The sequence below is a fragment of the Pseudomonas sp. 8 R 14 genome, from assembly GCF_900005955.1.
Lineage (GTDB): Bacteria > Pseudomonadota > Gammaproteobacteria > Pseudomonadales > Pseudomonadaceae > Aquipseudomonas > Aquipseudomonas marginalis.
Genome location: NZ_CVTH01000089.1, coordinates 124,663 through 146,126 on the forward strand (window position 1 = coordinate 124,663; position 21,464 = coordinate 146,126).

Genomic DNA, 21,464 nt, shown 5'->3' on the forward strand with positions numbered 1-21,464 from the left:
GCCACTACTCGTGTTTGCAGGTCAAAAAGTTGCGTCTTCGCAAAACTTTCAATCAGCTTTCAAAACAGCCGCTTACATGACGTCCATCAGGAAAAGTTGAAATTTGTTGCTCTAACATGTGACCCGTACCCCGTCATCGCGCATCAGTACAAGTAACCCGCCGCACGGTCAGCCCAACCGCCGGTACTCACTTGAATGGGCATTTAGAGAGAGACCCACATGAACGCCCCGCTCCGCATCAACGAAGCTCTTTTGATCGCAGACCGTGCTTTCCAGCCCTTTCAATGCGTGGCCTGGCACGATGGCAATGGCGCCCTGAGCCTGAGTGTCATCGACCGCACCAATAACCGTATCGGCAGCAAACAGCTGTCGTCGAACACCTATAGCGACCCGGCGCAATTGGAAGACTTGCTGTTGCGGGCCCGCGCCGAACTCGACAAAGATGGCTACCAGTTGCAGTCCTGGGCCATGCCGAAGTAAATCGCGGCTAACTTGCGATCACTGCAAAACAGTGATCGCAAGTTGCACAATCGAACTTAAGACGCTTATCGCGCCGCGAGAATAAACCGTTCGATTGCTTCCGCAGCGCCCTCCTCGACATTACTGCCGGTGACCACGCTGGCCTGGCGCTTGACGGCTTCTTCCGCCTGCCCCATGGCAATCGACAACCCCGCCACCTGAAACATCGCCGGGTCATTGCCCCCATCCCCGATGGCCGCCGTCTGCTCCAGCGGCACCCCAAGGTGCGCCGCCAGGGTCTTCAACGCCTCGCCCTTGTTGGCCAGCATGGCCGTCACATCCAAATAAATCGGCTGCGAACGCGATACCTGGGCCAAGCCCTGGACCTTGGGCTGCAATTGCGCTTCCAACGTCACCAGTAATTGGGTGTCGTTGCTCGCGGCGACGATCTTGTCGATACGCTCCAGGTAGGGTTCGAAACTTTCCACCACCACCGGCCCATACCCCAGGCCATGGGCTTCGCGCGGTTCCACCGGCCCTGGCGGACCACGGCGCAGCCAGTCGCCGTCGGCAAACACCCAGACTTCCACATCCGGCTCGGCCGAGAACAGCGCCAAGGTCACCAGCGCCGCCTCCGCTGGCAAATGGTGGGCAACCAGGATGCTGCCATCCGGGTTGATCAAGGTGCCACCGTTGAAGCCCGCCACCGGCACATCGATCCCGAATGTCTCGATCAGGTGCAGCATGGCCTTGGGCGGTCGCCCGCTGGCCAGGCTGAAAAACACCCCGGCCTCGCGCAGGGCGCTCACCGCGTCGACGGTGCGCTGGCTCAGGCGATGATCCGGATGCAGCAAGGTGCCGTCCACGTCGCTGAGGATAAAACGGATGGGATGAATCGCTGCGTCACTCATCCGAGCGAGTGCCAGGTGCGGCCATCGCGCGCCAGCAACCCATCAGCCGCTGCGGGCCCGTCTTCACCGGCCTTATAGGTCTGGATCCCGTCGTCCTCCTTCCATGCATCGAGGAACGGTTGCACTGCTCGCCAGCCGTTTTCGATGTTGTCGGCGCGCTGGAACAAGGTCTGGTCGCCGGTCATGCAGTCGTAGATCAGGGTTTCATACCCGGTCGACGGTTGCATCTCGAAGAAGTCCTTGTAGGCAAAACCCAGCTGGATGTTGGCCATATCGAGGGTGGGCCCGGGCTTTTTCGCCAGCAGGTCGAACCACATGCCTTCATTGGGCTGGATCTGGATCTTCAAGTAGGTGGGCTTGACCTCGTCCACCTCGGTGTCACGGAATTGCGCATAGGGCGCCGGCTTGAAGCAGATCACGATCTCGGTGTCGCGCACGCTCATGCGCTTGCCGGTACGCAGGTAGAACGGCACGCCGACCCAGCGCCAGTTATCGATCATCACCTTGAGGGCGACGAAGGTCTCGGTGCTGCTGTCGGGAGCGACGTTGGCTTCTTCGCGGTAGCCGGGCAGTGGCTTGCCGGCGATTTCGCCCGCGGTGTATTGCCCGCGCACCGAGTTGGCCCGCGCGTCTTCCAGGGACCACGGGCGTACCGCGCCGATGACCTTGGCCTTTTCACCGCGCACCGCATCGGCACCAAAGGCGGCCGGGGGCTCCATGGCCACCATCGCCAGCAGCTGGAACAGGTGGTTGGGCACCATGTCGCGCAGGGTGCCGGTTTTTTCGAAGAAATTGCCTCGCGTCTCCACGCCGACGGTTTCGGCGGCGGTGATTTGCACGTGGTCGATATAGTGGTTGTTCCAGAACGCTTCGAACAGCACGTTGGAGAAACGGCTGATGAGGATGTTCTGCACCGTCTCTTTGCCCAGGTAATGGTCGATGCGATAGATCTGCTTCTCGCTCATCACCTTGAGCAGGCTGGCGTTCAACGCTTCGGCGGTGGCCAGGTCGGAGCCGAAGGGCTTCTCGATCACCACGCGCCGGAAACTGTCATCGGTTTCCGTCAGCAGGCCCGCACTGCCCAGGCGCTGCACCACCTCACTGAAGAAGCGTGGTGCGGTGGCCAAATAGAACACCGCGTTGCCGGTGCCGCTGGCAGCGATCTTCTTGCCGATGTCGGCGTAGGTGCTGTCATCGAGGAAATCGCCCTCGACGTAGCTGATGCCTTTGGCCAGTTGCGCCCACAATGCCGGATCGAGGGCGTTATCCCCATTGCCCTTGACCTTACTCGCGGCCTCGGTGCGGATAAAGTCCTCGAGTTTCTTGGCGAAGTCGGCATCACTGATCGCGTTGTGATCAACGCCAACGATGCGCAAGCCATCGCCCAGCAAGCCATCACGACTGAGGTTGTACAGCGCCGGCATCAGCAGGCGCTTGACCAGGTCGCCATGGGCGCCAAACAGAAACAGGGTGGTGGGTGGAGCAGGTTCGGCCTTGAGTTTCTTGCCGTTGGCGGTCATTTTTTGGAAGTCTCCACGTGGCCGCCAAAGCCAAAGCGCATGGCAGACAGCATCTTGTCACCGTAGGTGCTCTGCTGGCGCGAGCGGAACCGCGCGAACAACGACGTGGACAGTACCGGCACCGGCACGGCTTGTTCCATGGCGGCTTCGATGGTCCAGCGGCCTTCGCCGCTGTCGGCCACGGAACCGGAGTAACCGTCCAGCTTGGGGTCGGTGGCCAGGGCGTCGGCAGTCAGGTCCAGCAACCAGGACGAGACCACGCTGCCACGGCGCCAGACTTCGGCGATATCGGCAACGTTGAGGTCGAAGCGCTGGTCTTCGGGCAGGTTTTCCGAGTTCTTGGTCTTGAGGATGTCAAAACCTTCGGCAAACGCCTGCATCATCCCGTACTCGATGCCGTTGTGGATCATCTTGACGAAATGCCCGGAACCCGCCGGGCCGGCGTGGATGTAGCCCTGCTCGGCACGCTTGTCAGCCGACGCAGAACGGTCCTTGGTGCGCGGGATGTTGCCCAGGCCCGGTGCCAGGCTGGCGAAGATCGGGTCGAGGCGCTGCACAGTCTCGGTGTCGCCGCCGATCATCATGCAGTAGCCACGCTCCAGGCCCCAGACCCCGCCGGAGGTACCGACATCGACATAGTGCAGGCCCTTTTGCGCCAGGGCCTTGCCGCGACGCACGTCATCCTTATAGTTGGTGTTGCCGCCGTCGATGATCACGTCACCGTCTTCCAGCAGCTCACTGAGTTCATTGATGGTGTTTTCGGTGGGGTCGCCTGCCGGCAACATCACCCAGACGGCACGGGGTTTCTGCAGCCCGGCCACCAGGGCCTTCAGGTCGGCAACGCCGGTGGCGCCCTCTTCGCTCAAACCTTTGACAAATGCTTCGTTACGGTCGTAAACAACGGTGGTATGCCCATTGAGCATCAGGCGCCGTGCAATATTCCCGCCCATGCGGCCTAGTCCGATAATCCCCAGTTGCATGTGCTGATGCTCCCAACTACTGAATAAATGTGTGACATAGTTTATAGCGCAATGAGGCTAATGAGGGTTAGTCCAGGGCAGATCCGTGTAGTTTCATGGGAAAAAATTGCCATCGTTTCACCATCACGCCTCCGAAAGTCACACGATCACCAAAAATAAAAAAGTTCCATTGATGGGAAAAAGAATTCAGAATTGCTTCCGACTGTTGCCGAGAACCTCGACTCAAGCGTTCTGGCACACCGCGACACACCGGCTATTTGCGAGGCAAGCAATGAGCACAGCACAGATGACCCGTCCTCCACAGACCCTCTACGTCACACTCCGTCGCGATGAATTGCGCCAGTTGAAAGACGAACGCGATCAGTTGCAGCTTGAGGTCATGCGCCTGCGTGCCCATATCATTCAAGCCCAGCTGGACCAGCCTTCCGGTGCGCAGCCCGCGCTCTGCTGAGCCCGTCATCACTTTGTAAGATAACGGCTACATAAATCTCACAAAGTTTTCACATGCCCTTCCCGATACTCCCGCCCCCAAGGGCCATCCCATGCAAGGGTGGCCTCTGTTGCGTGCAGCCCTGCGCGTCAACTGAAAAATTACCGGGTTGGAGCGCTGGATGGCGATGTTCGAACGCAGCAGCAAGTCTGCGAAAGGCTTTGATTGGGCCGGTCTTGGCTGGCTATTCGTGTTTTTCTGGTACTTCTCCGGCATTACCCAACTGCTGATCCAACTCAGCGGCACTTCCGGCTTCAGTGGTTTTCGCCAAGCCTTCTTCATGAGCGCGATATGGCTCGCGCCCCTGCTGGTATTCCCTCGCCGTACGCGCTTGCTTGCTGCCCTGATCGGCGTGGTGCTGTGGGCCTGTTCCATGGCCAGCCTGGGTTATTTCTTCATCTACCAGCAGGAATTTTCCCAAAGCGTCATCTTCATCATGTTCGAGTCGAACATCTCTGAAGCCGGCGAGTACGCCACCCAATACTTCGCCTGGTGGATTGTGCTGGCGTTCATTGCCCACACCGCCGTGGCTATTTTCCTGTGGACCCGGGTACGCCCGGTATACTTGCCGCGCGGCCAGGCCCTGGTGGCGGCAACGGCGATCCTGGTGGCGATCATCGGTTACCCGCTGGTCAAGCAGATAGCCCGCAGCGACACCCTGGACGACGCCATAGACCGCTTCGAGTCGCGCATCGAACCGGCCGTGCCCTGGCAGATGATCGTTGCCTACCGCCGCTACACCGAACAACTGGACAACATGCAAGGCATGCTCGACAGCGCCAGCCAGATCCCCCCCTTGACCAACCTCAAGGACACCATGGCCGGCCAGCCTTCGACCCTGGTGCTGGTGATCGGCGAGTCCACCAACCGTCAACGCATGAGTCTCTACGGCTATCCGCGCAACACCACGCCGGAACTGGACAAGCTGCGCGACCAACTGGCGGTGTTCGATAACGTCATCACCCCGCGCCCCTATACCATCGAAGCCCTGCAACAGGTACTGACGTTCGCCGACGAGGAGAACCCCGATCTCTACCTCAAGACACCGTCGATCGTCAGCGTGATGAAACAGGCCGGGTACAAGACCTACTGGATCACCAACCAGCAGACCATGACCAAGCGCAATACCATGCTCACGACCTTTTCCGAACAGGCCGACGAGCAGGTGTACCTGAACAACAATCGCAACCAGAACGCCCGCCAATACGACGGCGATGTACTGGAACCATTCTCCAAGGCCCTGGCCGACCCCGCCGAGCGCAAGTTCATCGTGGTGCACCTGCTCGGCACCCACATGAGCTACCAGTACCGCTACCCACCGACCTTCGATAAATTCACCGATCGCCAGGGCGTGCCTGCCGGGATCAGCGACGATCAACTGCCCGTCTACAACAGCTACGACAACGCGGTGCTGTACAACGATTTCGTGGTGTCGAGCCTGATCAAGGACTACGCCAAGACCGATCCCAACGGCTTCCTGTTGTACCTGTCGGACCACGGCGAAGACGTATTCGATTCCGCCGGCCACGCCACCCTGGGGCGTAACGAAGGCAAGCCGACGGCGCCGATGTACACCATTCCGTTCATGGCCTATGCCTCGCCGAAATGGCGCGAAACCCACGACTGGAAGTTTGCCGGCGACTTGCAACGCCCTTACAGCAGCTCGCAATTGATCCACACCTGGGCCGACCTCGCCGGGCTGAGTTTCAACGAACTGGACCGCAGCAAGAGCGTCGTGAGCGACAGCTTCACGCCGCGCCCGCTGATGATCGGCAACCCCTACATGCGCCCGCAAAAGGCCTTGATTGACTTCAGCCTGATCAAGCCCAAGAAGGTTAATCCGACCGATGTGGTCCTGCAGGAACCGCCGGCCTTGTAACAGAAAGATAACAATCATTCTCGTTTAGCCCTAAAGTTCCACCGCTCCTTTCGTCTTTGAGCCAAGGCCTTCCCTTTCCGGGGTGGCCGCAAAGACGACAAGGAGTCTTCCGCGATGTTCGCGCCTTTTACCCGCTCCATGACCCTCACGCTCGGCCTGTGCGGCGCCGCCCTAAGCCCGGCCCTGCTGGCTGAAACCGACCCTGAACACACCCCGCTCGAACTCGGCGCGACCAACATCTCCGCCGAAGGCCTGGGCGCCACCACCGAACACACAGGCGCCTACACCACCGGCTCGATGAGCACCGCCACCCGCCTGAACCTGTCGGTCAAGGAAACCCCACAATCGATCTCGGTGATCACTCGCCAGCAGATGGATGATTTCAATCTCAACACGTTGACCGACGTGCTGCGCCAGACCACCGGGATCAACGTCCAGCATAACGACTCCGACCGCGTGTCCTATTCCTCCCGCGGCTACGGCATCACCAACTTCCAGATTGACGGGATGCTCAATACCTTCGGCTACATGAAGTCCGACGCCGATACCATTATCTATGACCACATCGAGGTGGTACGCGGTGCCACGGGCTTGACCACCGGCGCCGGCGACCCCTCGGCCACCATCAATATGGTGCGCAAGCGCCCGACGGCCCAATGGCAGGCGAAAACCGGCGTCAGCGCCGGCAGCCATGACAACTATTACAGCTACGTGGACGTGGGCGGCCCGCTGGCGTTCGACGGCAAGCTGCGCGGGCGTACGGTGCTGGCCTACCGTGACAGCCAATCGTTCCGCGACAACTATGGCCTGCAGCGGGCGGTCGGCTACGGCATCCTGGAAGGCGATCTTTCCGACGATACCGTGCTGGCCGTAGGTTTCGATTACCAGAACAAGCAGGTCCAGGGCACCTCATGGGGCACCGTGCCGTACTGGAACAGCGAGGGCGGCAAGGCCGGGCTGTCGCGCTCCACCAATATGGCGGCGCACTGGAGTTCCTGGCCGCTGACGGACAAGACCACCTTCGCGACGCTCGACCATCGGCTGGGCGGCGACTGGCACGTGAAGGCCGCCTACACCCATCGCCAGAGCGACACGGATGGCAAGGTGTACTACGGCGGTGCGGGGTTCCCCAACGATGACCGCAGCGGCATGACCGCCTGGGCCAGCCACATGCGCGGCACATCGAGAATGGAGGCCGTCGACCTCAACCTCGCCGGCAGCTATGCACTGCTGGGCCGCGAACATGCACTGATGATGGGCTATGGCGAGGCCACGCAGCGGGACGTCTCCCCCGTGATGCGCAGCAACCTACCCGCCGGCTATTACACCATCGAAGACTGGAAATACATGGGCGGGATCGCCAAGTTCGGCGACACCGTCACCGACCTCAAGGGCGAGCACAGCAGCAAGCAACAGAAGGCTGGCTATCTGGCCACGCGACTGAGCCTCACCGACCGCTTGCATGCAGTGCTGGGCAGCCGCTATGGCAGTTGGGAACTGAAAAGCGCGGCCCCCGAATACAACGCCAACGACCAACTGACGGCCACCAACAAGACCTCCCAGACCCACAATGATATGTGGACGCCCTACGCCGGCCTGCTCTACGACCTGACGCCGGAGTACACCGTCTACGCGAGCTATACCGACATTTTCAAACCCCAGAGCCTGCGGGATGCCAACAAGAAGTACCTGGAGCCCGTGGTCGGCAGCAACTACGAGGTGGGCCTCAAGGGCAGCGTGCTGGAGGAGCGCCTGAACCTGGCGGCGGCGTATTTCTGGAGCACCCAGGACAACGTCGCCGAGCGGGACGATTCGGTGCCACCAAACCCCATCACCGGCGAGGAGTACTACAAGTCCGGCGGCAAAGGTAACAAGGTCAACGGCTTCGAATTGGAAGCTGCCGGGGAAATCATGCCCGATTGGAACCTGACGGCCGGCTACACCTACACCCATTCGGTCAACGGCTCGGGTAAACGCAACAACACCGGGCAGCCGCTGAACCTGCTAAAAGTCTCCAGCGCCTACCGTTTGCCGGGGGCATGGCGCAACCTCACGGTCGGCGGCGCGGTGAACTGGCAGAGCGACATTTACGATTGGAGCAATCGACCTACAGGGGTACGCGTCGGCAACACACCGGTGACCGAACGGGCGAAGATCACACAACAGGCATACACGGTGGTCAACCTGATGTCCCGCTATCAATTCGACGAGCACGTCTCAGCGTCGCTTAACGTCAACAACCTGTTCGATAAAAAGTATTACGAACGCGTCGGTTTTTATAACGGCGTGTATTGGGGCGACCCACGCGCCATTACGCTGGCCGTTGACTGGAAGCTTTAAAGCCGACCATCCGAAGTTAACGATATTGTTAACTTCGGATGTTTCTCGCGTTAATTCCCACTTAATAAGACCGCACCAGAATCGCCCCACGATTCTGATCAAGGACAGAGCAGATAACCGATCACACTTAATGAGTAAACACAGATGAAACTCTCGACCTTGATGCTTGCCAGCCTGATGACCCTGGGCTCCGCCGCCGCGTTCGCCGAAGGCGGCTCGGAGCGCTCGAAGGAGTTCTACAACAACTTCACCTTCACGCAGCAGACGCTTCACGGCACGGTTGAACAAACGGCGTCCGCCGACGGCAAGACACCGAACACCAACACGACCGAACAGGAACAACCCAAGAGTTAATTTAATCGTTAGTTAATCCGCAACACCCTGGGCCATACCGCTCCGTTGGCAAAGGTTTATTGGGCGCCCTCCGCTGGCGCCCTTTTTTTCGCCGGTTATTTATTAAAGCGGCTTGTTCCAGAACAACATGCGCCCATGGGCGGGATCAAACTTCGCATCATCAAAACCAAACTTGCGATACGCCGACTGGGCGACGGCATTACCTTCCAGCACCTCCAGGGTGATCTTGCAGCAACCACGCTGGCGGGCGATGTCCTCGACCTTCAGCAGCATTTTCTGGCTCAGCCCCAAGCCGCGAAACTCATTCATCACCACCACGTCGTGCACGTTGACCAAGGGGCGGCAGGCAAAGGTGGAAAACCCTTCAAAGCAATTCACCAGCCCCGCCGGCTCACCGCCAACAAACGCCAGCACACTGAACGCATGGGGGCGCTTGGCCAACTCGGCCGGCAGTTGCTCCAGTAGATCAGCGGGCAGGCTATGGCCGCCGCCCATGGGGTCTTCTGCGTAATGGTTAAGCACCTTGGCAATGGCTTCGGCATGTACAGGATTGGTGTAGCTGGCTTGCAGCACCAGGATATCTGGGGTGTCCATTTCCGTCCTCGATCACGACTACAAGGGAACCGGTTCCCTTTGAGGGGCACGATTGTAAGCGTGGAGTCAGCACCAGATGAAGGAGATTAACTACAAATGTGCGCCCGAAAGCGCGAAGGCTTTGGCATTAAAAAACCCCAAAGTGTCCATTCAGGGCTTTTTTCGTACAGGTCTCAGCTGAAGCGCTGCAGCTGCATTTCTTGCAAGCGGCTCAAGGTGCGACGGAAAGGAAACGCCAGGTAACCGTTGGTATACAGGCGCTCCAGCGGCACCTGGGCGTCGATGAACAACGGCACCTTGCGGTCGTAGCACTCGTCCACCAGGGCGATGAAGCGACGCACACTGTCGTCGTGCACCGACAACTGCGGTAACTCGCGATCACCGGCCACCACGCGCTCGACCCCATCCTCGGTGCCGCGGGCAATCCGGCCTGGGCGCTGTTGCGCACTCAGGTTGGACACCTCCCCCAGCAGGATCGCCTTGAAGCGGTCGCACAGCAGGATGAAATCCATTGCCGCCAGGGGTTGTTCGCAGAGGTCGGCATAGCGGCACCACAGCACGCTATCACTGGCCTGCACGCACACGATAGAACGATGGCCGACGGTGACCGGACCAAGACTCACCGCCTGGCCTTCGGCCAATTGTGCGAACACGTTCGCCAGCGCATCGGGCTGGTTCACCCAATAGCGCTGCCGGCCCACACCTGGATGCAAGCGATGATCCTCGCCACCGTCGACCGCCACCACGTGCATATGCCGCTCAATCGCCGCAATGCCCGGCAGGAAGCGCTCCCGATTGAAGCCATCGGCATACAGCTGGGCCGGTGGTTGATTGGAGGTGCAGACCATCACCACACCTTCCTCGAACATGACCTGGAACAGCCGGCCGAGGATGATCGCGTCACCGATGTCACTGACGAACAGCTCGTCGAAACACAACACCCGCACCTCCCGGCTCAGCTCCCGCGCCAGGGCCTGCAACGGGTCATGGGTGCCGGTGAGCTGGAACAGACGCTGATGCACCCAGCCCATGAAGTGATGAAAATGCTGACGCCGTGCGGGCACCCGCAGGCTTTGGTAGAACTGATCCATCAACCAGGTCTTGCCGCGGCCCACCGGCCCCCACAGGTAAACGCCAGTCACGGGCGAACGGCCCTGATGCAGGGCTGCATGGCAGGCTTGCAGGGCATCCACCGCCCGGCGCTGGGCGTCGTCGGCAACGAAACCCTGTTGGGTAATGGCGTGTTGGTAAGCAGCGAGGGGCGAGTCGAAAGTCATGCCCGCGATTATGACCTACAGGGAGATGTCCAGCCGTGAAATCTTGCCCTGCGCGTCCAGGCGAAAGGTGTAGCGCAACTCCAGCGGACTGCCGGGAAAATTGCCGGAGACCACATTGCTGACCAGCACCTTGCCGGTACGGTGCTGCACCTTGAGCACCTCGACACGCGGCTGGTAGCGGCGCCCGGTGTCTTCCATCCAGCGTGCAATGGCGGCGGTGCCCACCTGGTGCTGGCCTTCATCGAACACATTGGCATCGTCGGCAAAACACTGGGCAATGACCGAGGTGTCGCGGGTATTGGTCGCCGCGATATAGGCGGCGATGGCGGGGGCCAATTCAGGCTGGGACATGGCAAAGCTCCTTTTCAGGTGGTTGTATCAGCATGCTAAGCCAGGGGTGTGTCAGTTTTTGTCAGGAGTGAACGGCCCGGATTCATTCTGCTCCATCAGCTTGCGCCAGGCCCGCAGCCAGTCGCTGCGCCGCCCCGGATAACGTTCGCCGACGACCTCGGCACTCGCCACGCGGTCGGTGCGAAAGGTGCGATACGCGCCGCGCAGCTCACACCAGGCCACGATCACCCGCACCTCATTGAGAAATCCCAGGGCCAGGGGCCAGATCAGGCGTTGACTCTGGGTCTGGCTGGCATCCGCGTAGTCGATATGCAACTTGTCCTGATGCCGAATCGCTTCGCGAAATACATCCAGCGGCACGCGGTTTTCCGGGTAGCCAAACCCTGGCGGGCCGGGCAGCAACGTCGGGTTGCGCAAGGCTTCCTGCGCCGCCGGGTCGAGCACATCAGCGATTTTCGCCAAGGCGTTGGCGGCGGCACGGCTGAGCACGTCATCGCCGCGCTGGTCCACATAACGCAAGCCCAGCACGATCGCTTCGGTTTCTTCGGCGTTGAGCATCAAGGGCGGCAAAAACAGGCCGCTGCGCAGCACATACCCTACCCCGGCCTCGCCGAAAATCGGCGCGCCCAGGGCGGTCAACTCGGCAATGTCGCGGTACAGCGTACGCTCGGACACTTCCAATTGCGCCGCCAGCACGGCGGCGGTCACCGGGCGTTTCTTGCCTCGCAGGGCCTGCAACAACGTCAGTAAACGAGTGGTACGCGACACGTTGATCCCACCGAATAAGGAAAAGTGCCGCAGCTTAGCAGAGCCTTCTGCCAGGAAACGTCAGCAGCAAAAAAGCGCTCCTTGAACGAAGCTCCGAGGCAAAAAAAAACGGCCTGAACAGGCCGTTTTTTTTACCGAAGCGATTTATTTAAGCAAGACTCTTGCTCACCACCTCGAACACATCGCTGGACAACTCACCCGACCCACGAATGCGCTCCAGCTCCGCCTTCATCAACGCCTGGCGCGCGCTGTCGTATTTACGCCAGCGGGTCAGCGGCGCCAACTGGCGCGAAGCGATCTGCGGGTTGAACGCATTCAACTGGATCACCAGGTCCGCCAGGAAGCGGTAGCCCGAACCGTCGGCGGCGTGGAAGTTGATCAAGTTCTGCCCGGCAAACGCGCCGATCAGTGCACGCACCTTGTTCGGGTTCTTGAGCGTGAACGCCGGGTGCTCCATCAACGCCTTGACCCGCTCCAGCCCGCCCGGCAACGGGCTGCCGGCCTGCACGCTGAACCACTGGTCCATGACCAAAGGGTTGTCCTTGAAGTTCTCGGCAAATACCGCCAGCGCCTGGGCCTTCTCCGCTTCGAACGGCGAGTTCACCAGCACCGCCAGCGCGGTCAGGCGCTCGGTCATGTTGTCGCTGGTGTCGAACTGCTCAAGGGTCGCCGCCAGCACTTCGGGCTTGCCGCTGAGCATCAGGTACGACAGCGCGATGTTCTGCAAGGCACGCCGGGCGAAGTGCTCGGCCGCCGCCACATAAGGCGTCTGCTTGGACAGTTCGCGGTTGGCCTGGTAACGCAACCACAGCGGCTCATGCAGGTTGTCAGCCAGTTGCCTGCGCGCAAACTCACGCGCGGCGTGGATGGCATCCACGTCCGCGACGTCGCTGATTTCCGTCAGGTAGGCTTCGCCCGGCAACGACAGCATTTCCGCAACCATGGCCTGGTCCAGGCTTTCGTCGCTCAACACACTGCGCAAGGCCGTGATCAGGCGCTGGTCCATCTGCAACGCCTGGCCCTGCTGATGCTGGCCGATCAGTTCCTGCAACACCTGCACCGACAGCTGCTGGCCCGCATCCCAGCGGTTGAAGCCGTCGCTGTCATGCTGCATCAGGAACATCAGTTGGTCGCGGTTGTACGGGAAGCTCAGTTTCACCGGCGCCGAGAACCCACGCAGCAGCGACGGCAACGGCTGTTCGGCGATGTCGACGAAGGTGAAGGTCTGCTCCGCTTCGGTCACCGAGATCACACGGGACGTGGCGCCGGCCGTGGCTTCACCGGCCAGGCGCAAGGCCATGCCCGCGCCCTGCCCGTCCAGCAGGCCCAGTTCGACCGGGATCACGAACGGCAGTTTCTCGACCTTGTCCGGGGTTTCCGGGCAGCTCTGGCGGAAGGTCAGGCTGTAGGTCTTGGCCGCAGCGTCGTAGGACTCGCTCACCGCCAGGCGTGGCGTACCGGCCTGGCTGTACCAGCGCTTGAACTGGCTGAGGTCGGCACCGTTGGCGTCTTCCATGGCCTTGATAAAGTCGTCGCAGGTCACGGCCTGGCCGTCATGGCGTTCGAAGTACAGGTCGCTGCCTTTACGGAAGCCTTCGGCGCCGAGCAAGGTATGGATCATGCCGACCACTTCCGAGCCTTTTTCGTACACGGTCAAGGTGTAGAAGTTGGAGATCTCGATAAAGCTGTCCGGGCGCACCGCATGGGCCATAGGGCCGGCATCTTCCGCGAACTGGTGGGTACGCAGGTAGGCCACGTCCTGGATGCGTTTGACCGTGGCGGAGTTCATGTCGGCGGAGAAGCCCGAATCACGGAACACGGTAAAGCCTTCCTTCAGCGACAGCTGGAACCAGTCGCGGCAGGTCACGCGGTTGCCCGACCAGTTGTGGAAGTATTCGTGGGCAACGATGGCCTCGACCCGCTGGTGCGCGGCGTCGGTGGCGGTTTCGGCGCGGGCCAGCACGGCGCTGGAGTTGAAGATATTGAGGCCCTTGTTCTCCATGGCGCCCATGTTGAAATCGTTGACCGCCACGATCATGAAGATGTCGAGGTCATACTCGCGACCGTAGGTTTCTTCGTCCCAGCGCATGGATTTTTTCAGGCTGGTCATGGCGTGCTGGCACTTGTCGATATTTTCCGGCTCGACGTAGATGCGCAGTGCCACTTCACGCTGGGTCATGGTGGTAAAGCTGTCTTCGACACACCACAGGTCACCGGCCACCAGCGCGAACAGGTAGGCGGGTTTCTTGAACGGGTCTTCCCAGGTCGCCCAATGGCGGCCGTCTTCGCCGGGACCGCTGGCAATCGGGTTGCCGTTGGAGAGCAGCACCGGGTAGCGGTGTTGCTCGGCGATCACCGTGGTGGTGAAGGTGCTCATCACGTCGGGGCGGTCGAGGTAGTAAGTGATCTTGCGGAAGCCCTCGGCCTCGCACTGGGTGCAGAACATGCTGCCGGATTTGTACAGGCCTTCCAGGGCGGTGTTGGTTTCCGGGTGGATCTTGACCGTGGTGTCGAGGGTGAAGGTGTCGCTCTTGGGATGCACGGTCAGGTGGCTGTCGGTCAGTTGATAGTCAGCGTCCGTCAGTTCCTGGTCGGCCAGGTTCACGCTCAACAGCTCAAGCTGCTGGCCATCCAACACGAGCGGCGGCAAACCAGCGCCGCGCTCCGGGTTACGGCGCATCACCAGCTGCGCGTGGACGAGGCTGTGGTCCTCGAACAACTCGAAGGTCAGGTGCGTCTCTTCGATCAGGTAGTCCGGCGCCTGATAGTCCTTCAGGTAAATCATCTTCGGTTGTTCGGTGCGCATGGGTGGCATCCTTCTACTGATGCACGGCGAGCTGGTAGGCCGTGTACTTACGAATATTGATCACGCCGGTGTCGAAGATCAGGTATTGGCCCTTGATCCCCAGCAGCGTGCCTTCGGCAATCGGGTTCTTGTCCAGGTTGAAGCTGACGATCTTGGCTGGATACTGCTCCACCGGGTAGCGGATTTCCAACGGTTCGAGGTCGGTTACCGGTTGGATGGCCTGCAGGCCAAAGCGTTCCTGCAATTGCAGCAGGCCATCGGCGCAGGAGGCGAACAACTCGTCGCGCACCTGCTTGAGGTCCACCGCCACCGCGTCGCCCTTGAGCAACGCACGCCAGTTGGTCTTGTCCGCCACCTGGCTACGCAATACATCCTCGACAAACCCGGATTGCTGGCGCGTCGCCACGCGCATGATCGGCAGCGCCTGGCTGGCGCCCTGGTCCAGCCAACGCGTCGGCAATTGGGTGGCACGGGTGATGCCGACCTTGATGCCCGACGAATTGGCCAGGTACACCACGTGGTCGGTCATGCAGAAAGTCTCGCCCCAGCCTGGATCACGGCAGGTGCCGGCGTCGTAATGGCAACGCTCGGGGCTCATGATGCACAGGTCACACTGGGCCAGCTTGGTCATGCACGGGTAGCAATAGCCCTGGCTGAAGCTGGTCTTGGTCTTGCGACCGCAATGGCTGCAATGAATGGCGCCGAGGTATTCCAGGCGCACATGGGTGCCGATCAGGGGGTTGACCGGCACCTCGGTATCGCCCAGGCGAAACGCGTATTGAACGGTCGGCTCACCGAGTTGCGCCGACATTTTGCTGACTGCACCGCGACCAATTTCAATCAATGGATCGCATCCGACTTGAACAGGATGTTCGGCACGGTGGTCGATTTCGACTGGCATTCCTGCGGGCCCATGTAGCCGGTGCGCTGCTCTTCCGGCAGGTTCTGGATCTCCCAGGCGATCATGGCCTGCAGGGACAGTTCGCGCTGCTCGGCACTGAGCTTGCGGCCATCGGACCACTTGCCGATTTCCACGGCGAGCTTGAGGCTCGCGTAGATGTCCGGGGTGATGTTTTCGATCATTTCAGCAAAAGAGGACATAAGGCTCTTCCTTATCAAAGAGAGGATTTGCGACGGTTATACACACCGCCGAGCAAACCGGTAAGGCAACCGATAACCAGGCCGCCGACATGGGCAGCGTTGGCGATTTCGCCGAAGCCGATCATCGACACCAGCCCCGACAGGCACAACACCAGCCACACCAGCATCATCACCAGCACCCCACGGGGCAAGCGATAGGCCGGGTTGGGCGAGAGCAGTTGAAAGATCCAGCAATGCCCGAGCAGGCCATACAACACGCCGGACAAGCCACCGAACAGGCCGGGACCACCGTAGGCATATTGCGCGTAGTTGGAGACCAGGCTGAACAACAGGGTCAGGCCCAGCAGGTTGATGCTGCCCTGGCGCACTTCGATACGCCGGCCCAGCTCCCAGTACCACATGCCGTTCATGGCCAGGTGCAGGATGCCGAAGTGGATCAGCATCGGCGTGAACAGCCGCCACCATTGGCCGGAAGCCAACATGTCGGCGAACGGCGTGAACTGGATGTACTCGCCCATCACCCGGAACGGCAGGAAGGTCAGCCAGCTCATGGCCTGCAGGTTTTCCCCGAGCAAGGTCACGGCGCCGACGATGATGCTCGCCAGCAGCACCAGCGCCGTGACCGGGCTATGGCGCACTTGCTGGACAAAGCCCGGACGTGTGACCGGCGCCTGTTCGGGAATATCCAGTTGCTGGTCCGGGTCACCGGCGGGAAAGCGCTGGTACAGCACGCGCACGTCATCGCTGAGGGTCTCGGGCACCCACAACACCTGCTCGCCGGCTTCCTCGCTGACGCGATGGGGCACTTGCATGCGTTGCAGCAGTTTCACGAAACCGCCCAGGTCGACGCTCAACGGCAAGCGCAATACGGGCACGGCACTCATACAGTCACCTCGGGTCGCTCAACGTCGACCCATACGAATTTACGCGGATCCAGGCGGGTTTCCTGGTCCAGGCGGTACGCCACCAGCTTGCCGTACAGCACTGCGCTGTAGTCCAGGCACGCCAGGTTCGGGCGGATCGGCGCCGGTTTGCCGCTGCGCCAGTAATGGCCGACGAACAGCAAGGGTTCGTCGGCGCCGTAGCGCAGCAGGGAGTTTTTTTCATGGGGCGACAATGGCGTGCGCGCCACCGGCTCCGGCAGTGCGTCGGGCTGGAATACGATGTCGCCGTAGGTCTTAGGGTCGTCTTCCCAGAACTTGGTGCGGAAGAACGAGCGCGTCAGGCCATCGCCACCGGTCAGCGTCAGGCCGTCCGGCAAGCGCATATCGGTGCCGCGCAACAGGCGGTCGAAGGCGTTGCAGGCAAAACTGCCGGGCACGGCGGCGGCCTGCAGGAAGTGCCGGTCGATGCAGCCATCCGGGAACGTCGCGCGCAGCGGCTGGATAAAGCCGTCGTCCCAGCACGCATGCACCACGCGGAAACGCCCGGCATCGACAAACAGCGGCATGTCGTAGAACCAGGCGAGGAAGTCGTGCCAGTCGGCCGGGTGCTGCTCGAACTGGGTCAGGGTCTCGTGGATCAGCCGCTCATGCCGTGGGGTGTGCTCGCGCACGAACTGCCTGCCACTGCCCGGCGGCGCCGGTGTGGCCCAACCCAGGGCATTGAACTCGTGGTTGCCCATGATGCACAGCGCCTGGCCGGCCTCGGCCATGTCGTGGACGATATGCAGCGCCTCGCGAATGCGTGGGCCACGGTCGATGATATCGCCGAGGAACACCGCCATGCGCGAAGGATGGCGCCAGGTGCCGCCCTGCTTGTGGTAACCCATCTGGTCGAGCAAGTGCTCAAGGGTATGAGCGCAACCGTGCACGTCACCAATCAGGTCGTAGCTACGCGCGGGATCGAGCATCAGTCGCCTCCACCCCCCAAGCGGCTGCCCCAGCCCAACTTGGTGCGGCACACTTCGTAGTAGTTGTGATCCAGCGGGTGGATCAAGCGCAACTTCTGTGCCTTCTTGCTCACGGTGATGGTGTCACCGGGGGCGCAGGTGAAATGGTTCTGCCCGTCGCAGGAGACTTGCGGGTAGATCTGCATGTCTTTGGACACCACGATTTTCAGCTCACTGTTGCCATCGACCACAATCGGCCGGCTGGACAACATATGGGGGTACATCGGCACGATCACAATGGCATCGAGCTTGGGATGCATGATCGGGCCACCGGCCGACAGCGCGTAGGCGGTGGAGCCGGTGGGCGTGGCGACGATCAGGCCGTCGGCCTTCTGGCTGCACACGAACTGGCCGTCGATATACAGCTCGAATTCGATCATCCGCGTGGATTTGCCCGGGTGCAACACCACGTCATTGAGCGCATCGCCCTGGCCGATGGCTTCGCCGTGGCGGCGCACTTCGGCCTGCAGCAGGAAGCGGTTTTCCACCAGGTAATGGCCGTCGAGCACCTTGGCCACTTCGACTTCCAGCTCATCGGGGCGGATATCGGTGAGAAACCCCAGGCTGCCACGGTTGATCCCCAGCACCGGCACGTTATGCCGCGCCAGGGCCCGGGCCGCGCCGAGCAGGCTGCCGTCGCCGCCGACCACGATGACCATGTCGCAGACTTCGCCGAGCATCTTGCGCGAGGAGGTTTGCAGGCCGTGGCCGGGGAGGATTTCGGCGATGGTGTCTTCGAGGATCACATGCAGGTGGCGTTCCAGCAGGAATTTTTTCAGCCGGCGGACGGTGTCCAACACCTGGGTACTGCCCAGGCGACCGATAATGCCGATATTGCGAAAGTGCTCCATGGGGCTCCTGCGGGATTGGGGGTGGGGCAAAAAAGAAACGATTATGGGCGAAAGGCCGGCTCAGGCAAAATCCTTTGTCGCCGTGAAGCCTTGATGACAACGGTTCTCAGCCCCCTGCGCAACGGTTAAAAGGCTATGCTCGGACCATGACTGTGTTCCCGGATTTGCACAACCTGCCCCGCCAGCTGCGCCACCCCGAGGTGCGCGACCTGGCGTGGGTGATGCTTGCCCCGCCGATGCTCGCGCAGACACCGTGGCCACAGCGCCACCCGCTGGCGGGCAGCGACTGGGTGCAGGCGCCCGACCGTCTTGAACACTGGCTACGCGCACTCGACCAGGACAGCCGCGCCTTGCAGCACTGGTTGAGCCTGTCACGCACCCGGCGCCTGGGCCTGTACTACGAACGCCTGTGGCAGTTCGCCGTGCAGCATGCGCCGGGGGTGGAGTTGCTTGCCGCCAACCTGCCGATCCGCCGCGCCGGGCACACACTGGGCGAACTGGACATGCTGCTGCGCGACCGCAATGGCGTGCATCACCTGGAACTGGCGATCAAACTCTACCTGGGCCCGCAGGACGGCAACGGCCAGGACACCGCGCAATGGCTGGGCCCAGGCTGCCACGATCGGCTGGACCGCAAGCTGGCGCACCTGACCCAGCATCAACTGCCGATCTCGGCGCGCGCAGAAAGCCGCGAGGTGTTGGCAGCCCTGGATATTCAGCAGTTTGATGCGCACCTGTGGCTCGGCGGGTATTTGCTCTATCCCTGGCCTGGGCTGGCCGAACCGCCCCAAGGCGCACACCCGCAGCATCTGCGCGGGCGCTGGTTGCATCAGCGGGACTGGCGGGATTTTGTCAGCGCCAGTGCGCCAGGCCGCTGGCAACCATTACCCCGGCATGCGTGGCTGGCGCCGGCGCACTACCCGGCGGATGAAGTGTGGAGTGAAGAACAGATGCAGGCCTGGCTGGCAGACCTTGATCCGATGGCGCCTGCGCAGCTGCTGGTGCGCATGGTGCAGAACGGCGCGGATTGGGAGGAAGCCGAGCGCTTGTTCCTGGTGGCGGATCTTTGGCCGAATGTGCCGGGGGCTGGTTGATAGAGTGTGTGGTGTATGTGAGGGCCTCATCGGGGCAAGCCCCCGATGGCTGTGGTACCGCCACTACAACTCATCGATATGCCGATAATCCAACTGCAACCCCACCGCCAGCTCCTGGGCCCGCCCCAACCTGATCGGCCCGCGCTCGATATCCACCAGCAACCCCGCACACGCCAGTAACGGCAACCCGGTAATGTCCTTCAGCCGCCCATCCGTAATCACCAGTACACGCTGCTGCTCGGCCGGATAACGCTTGCGCCGCGCCACCAGCCAATGCCCGGCCTCGGTCAGCGCCGCCAGCAACGGCGTACCACCGCCCGCGCCCAACTGATCCAGCCAGCCCGCCAGGCCTTTCGCAGCTTTCAACCCCTGTACCTGCCACTTCGGCGCCTGGCCGCTGGCGGTCAACAACGCTATGCGCGCCCGTTGCCGGTAAGCATCGTCAAACAGCTGGGCGAGCAAGCCCTTGGCGTCGGTTAATGCACGATGCCGCCGCGTGGACGCCGACGCATCCACGATCACCAGCCACAACTCATGGGCCGAGCGGCTGCGCAGGTGGTAGCGCAGGTCTCCACGGGAGTGCGGCCGGCCGCCGAGCAAGGTGCCCGGCCAGTTGATCGAACCCAGCTGTGCGCTGCGTGCCTTGCCCTGCCTGCCGTTGTCCAGTCGCCCCGCCTTGGGCCGGGCATCCGCCCCCGCGTCAGGTCGGGGGCGAATGCCTAGGGCTTTTTTGGCCAGGTGGGCACGTCTCGGCGCGTGCCAGTAGGCAGGGCCGGTGCGGGCATATCGCCCCATTGGCCTTGGCCGGGCGAGGTGTCCGAGGGTGTCGGCGCCTGCCCTGGCTTGGGTGGACTGGCCGGTGGGGATTGCGCCTGGCGACGGTGGCGCAAGGCGAATTCCGCCACCGCTTCGATGTCTTCTTCGGCAATGGTATCCGCGCCCCGCCACGCCGCATGGGCCCGGGCGCCGCGCAGCCAGACCAGGTCGGCGCGCAAGCCGTCGACACCGGCGGCAAAGCAACGCTCGGTGATCTGCGCCAGGGCCTGATCATCCAGCTCGATACTGTCCAGCCGCGCCCGCGCCTGGGTGCAGCGCTCGCGTAACGCCGCCTGCTGCCCGGCCCACTGGGTGCAGAACGCGGCGGGGTCACTGTCGAAATCCAGGCGCCGCCGGATGATCTGCCCGCGCTCGGCCGGCAGCGTCTGCCCGCTCAGCGCCACGTTAAAACCGAAGCGATCCAGCAACTGCGGGCGCAACTCGCCCTCCTCCGGGTTCATGGTGCCGATCAGCACAAAGCGCGCCGAATGGCGGTGGGAAATGCCGTCGCGTTCGATCAGGTTGGTGCCGCTGGCGGCGACGTCGAGCAACAGGTCCACCAGGTGATCGGGCAGCAGGTTGACTTCATCCACATACAACACGCCGCCGTCGGCCTTGGCCAGCACCCCAGGGGAAAACTGCGCGCGGCCTTCGCCCAGCGCGGCATCCAGGTCCAGGGTCCCCACCAGGCGCTCTTCAGTGGCGCCCAACGGCAAGGTGACGAATTGGCCGCTGGCCAGCAGATCCGCCAGACCACGGGCCAGGGTGGATTTGGCCATGCCACGCGGGCCTTCGATCAGCACGCCGCCGATCTTCGGGTCGATGGCGGTCAGGCACAGCGCCAGTTTCAGGTCGTCGGCAGCGACCACGGCGGACAGCGGGAAATGGGGAATATCGGTCATCCGTTCTCTCTTTAAATTCTGCTGTACAAGTAATCACCCGGTCATGAACAAGCTACTTGTGGTGAGCGGGCTTGCCCCGC

General features: G+C 61.8%; 21 protein-coding genes. 6 read left to right on the top strand and 15 right to left on the bottom strand.

What is annotated here, in order from left to right; translation table 11 throughout:
- The first annotated feature begins 219 nt into the window (after positions 1-219).
- On the top strand, positions 220-480 hold the full coding sequence (locus tag BFQ01_RS28345; RefSeq protein WP_065927887.1) for a hypothetical protein: 261 nt from the start codon (positions 220-222) through the stop codon (positions 478-480).
- Positions 481-545: 65 nt separating this feature from the next.
- Here BFQ01_RS28345 and BFQ01_RS28350 read toward each other — a convergent pair whose 3' ends face one another.
- Genes BFQ01_RS28350 through gnd form a run of 3 tightly spaced genes read right to left on the bottom strand, consistent with a single transcriptional unit; the run spans position 546 to position 3,915 of the window.
- Positions 546-1,370: a Cof-type HAD-IIB family hydrolase gene (locus tag BFQ01_RS28350; protein WP_065927888.1), complete on the bottom strand. Its 825-nt coding sequence runs from the start codon at positions 1,368-1,370 to the stop codon at positions 546-548.
- Positions 1,367-2,890 (bottom strand): glucose-6-phosphate dehydrogenase, encoded by a 1,524-nt coding sequence (zwf, locus tag BFQ01_RS28355; RefSeq protein WP_065927889.1) that lies wholly within the window; start codon positions 2,888-2,890, stop codon positions 1,367-1,369. Before zwf ends, BFQ01_RS28350 begins: the two co-directional genes overlap by 4 nt.
- A complete protein-coding gene (gnd, locus tag BFQ01_RS28360) occupies positions 2,887-3,915 on the bottom strand; it encodes a phosphogluconate dehydrogenase (NAD(+)-dependent, decarboxylating) (protein WP_223841635.1) in 1,029 nt (342 codons plus the stop codon). Before gnd ends, zwf begins: the two co-directional genes overlap by 4 nt.
- Before the next feature lie 226 nt (positions 3,916-4,141).
- On the opposite strand from gnd, the gene BFQ01_RS32670 reads away from it, so the two are divergent.
- The 4 genes from BFQ01_RS32670 to BFQ01_RS28375 all read left to right on the top strand — a co-directional run bounded on the left by BFQ01_RS32670 (position 4,142) and on the right by BFQ01_RS28375 (position 8,933).
- On the top strand, positions 4,142-4,321 hold the full coding sequence (locus BFQ01_RS32670) for a DUF6026 family protein (RefSeq protein WP_256097793.1): 180 nt from the start codon (positions 4,142-4,144) through the stop codon (positions 4,319-4,321).
- Between the two features lie 160 nt (positions 4,322-4,481).
- Positions 4,482-6,239, top strand: coding sequence for a phosphoethanolamine transferase CptA (locus BFQ01_RS28365; RefSeq protein WP_065927890.1), 1,758 nt, complete (start codon positions 4,482-4,484; stop codon positions 6,237-6,239).
- Between the two features lie 114 nt (positions 6,240-6,353).
- Positions 6,354-8,579 carry a TonB-dependent siderophore receptor gene (locus BFQ01_RS28370; RefSeq protein WP_065927891.1) on the top strand — a complete coding sequence of 742 codons (2,226 nt, stop codon included), beginning with the start codon at positions 6,354-6,356 and terminating at the stop codon, positions 8,577-8,579.
- Positions 8,580-8,723: 144 nt separating this feature from the next.
- Positions 8,724-8,933 carry a hypothetical protein gene (locus BFQ01_RS28375; protein ID WP_065927892.1) on the top strand — a complete coding sequence of 70 codons (210 nt, stop codon included), beginning with the start codon at positions 8,724-8,726 and terminating at the stop codon, positions 8,931-8,933.
- A 102-nt stretch (positions 8,934-9,035) separates the two neighbouring features.
- On the opposite strand, the gene BFQ01_RS28380 is transcribed toward BFQ01_RS28375, so the two are convergent.
- From BFQ01_RS28380 to BFQ01_RS28425, 10 genes are all read right to left on the bottom strand, one after another.
- Positions 9,036-9,527 (bottom strand): GNAT family N-acetyltransferase, encoded by a 492-nt coding sequence (locus tag BFQ01_RS28380; RefSeq protein WP_027606459.1) that lies wholly within the window; start codon positions 9,525-9,527, stop codon positions 9,036-9,038.
- A 173-nt stretch (positions 9,528-9,700) separates the two neighbouring features.
- Positions 9,701-10,804 carry a cell division protein ZapE gene (gene zapE / locus BFQ01_RS28385; protein ID WP_065927893.1) on the bottom strand — a complete coding sequence of 368 codons (1,104 nt, stop codon included), beginning with the start codon at positions 10,802-10,804 and terminating at the stop codon, positions 9,701-9,703.
- 15 nt (positions 10,805-10,819) lie between these two features.
- Positions 10,820-11,155: a nuclear transport factor 2 family protein gene (locus tag BFQ01_RS28390; RefSeq protein ID WP_065927894.1), complete on the bottom strand. Its 336-nt coding sequence runs from the start codon at positions 11,153-11,155 to the stop codon at positions 10,820-10,822.
- A gap of 51 nt (positions 11,156-11,206) precedes the next feature.
- The gene (locus BFQ01_RS28395; RefSeq protein ID WP_065927895.1) at positions 11,207-11,923 is read right to left on the bottom strand and encodes a helix-turn-helix transcriptional regulator; all 717 of its coding nucleotides are present in this window, start codon (positions 11,921-11,923) and stop codon (positions 11,207-11,209) included.
- A 148-nt stretch (positions 11,924-12,071) separates the two neighbouring features.
- Positions 12,072-14,729 (bottom strand): aminopeptidase N, encoded by a 2,658-nt coding sequence (pepN, locus tag BFQ01_RS28400; RefSeq protein ID WP_065927896.1) that lies wholly within the window; start codon positions 14,727-14,729, stop codon positions 12,072-12,074.
- 13 nt (positions 14,730-14,742) lie between these two features.
- Complete coding sequence (locus BFQ01_RS28405; RefSeq protein ID WP_027606464.1) at positions 14,743-15,573, bottom strand: DUF2797 domain-containing protein; 831 nt, start codon at positions 15,571-15,573, stop codon at positions 14,743-14,745.
- Complete coding sequence (locus tag BFQ01_RS28410) at positions 15,570-15,830, bottom strand: YeaC family protein (RefSeq protein WP_065927897.1); 261 nt, start codon at positions 15,828-15,830, stop codon at positions 15,570-15,572. Before BFQ01_RS28410 ends, BFQ01_RS28405 begins: the two co-directional genes overlap by 4 nt.
- Before the next feature lie 14 nt (positions 15,831-15,844).
- Positions 15,845-16,714, bottom strand: a complete 870-nt coding sequence (locus BFQ01_RS28415; protein WP_065927898.1) for a rhomboid family intramembrane serine protease — start codon at positions 16,712-16,714, stop codon at positions 15,845-15,847.
- The gene (locus BFQ01_RS28420; protein ID WP_161985732.1) at positions 16,711-17,685 is read right to left on the bottom strand and encodes a metallophosphoesterase; all 975 of its coding nucleotides are present in this window, start codon (positions 17,683-17,685) and stop codon (positions 16,711-16,713) included. The genes BFQ01_RS28415 and BFQ01_RS28420 overlap by 4 nt, the downstream gene beginning before the upstream one ends.
- Positions 17,682-18,572 (bottom strand): NAD(+) kinase, encoded by an 891-nt coding sequence (locus tag BFQ01_RS28425; RefSeq protein ID WP_003190745.1) that lies wholly within the window; start codon positions 18,570-18,572, stop codon positions 17,682-17,684. The genes BFQ01_RS28420 and BFQ01_RS28425 overlap by 4 nt, the downstream gene beginning before the upstream one ends.
- 146 nt (positions 18,573-18,718) lie before the next feature.
- Here BFQ01_RS28425 and BFQ01_RS28430 point away from each other — a divergent pair, with 146 nt between their 5' ends.
- Positions 18,719-19,666 (top strand): DUF1853 family protein, encoded by a 948-nt coding sequence (locus tag BFQ01_RS28430; protein ID WP_065927900.1) that lies wholly within the window; start codon positions 18,719-18,721, stop codon positions 19,664-19,666.
- A 63-nt stretch (positions 19,667-19,729) separates the two neighbouring features.
- Here BFQ01_RS28430 and BFQ01_RS28435 read toward each other — a convergent pair whose 3' ends face one another.
- On the bottom strand, positions 19,730-20,332 hold the full coding sequence (locus BFQ01_RS28435) for a vWA domain-containing protein (protein WP_065927977.1): 603 nt from the start codon (positions 20,330-20,332) through the stop codon (positions 19,730-19,732).
- Between the two features lie 53 nt (positions 20,333-20,385).
- Positions 20,386-21,384, bottom strand: a complete 999-nt coding sequence (locus tag BFQ01_RS28440) for an ATP-binding protein (protein ID WP_065927901.1) — start codon at positions 21,382-21,384, stop codon at positions 20,386-20,388.
- Positions 21,385-21,464: the final 80 nt, after the last annotated feature.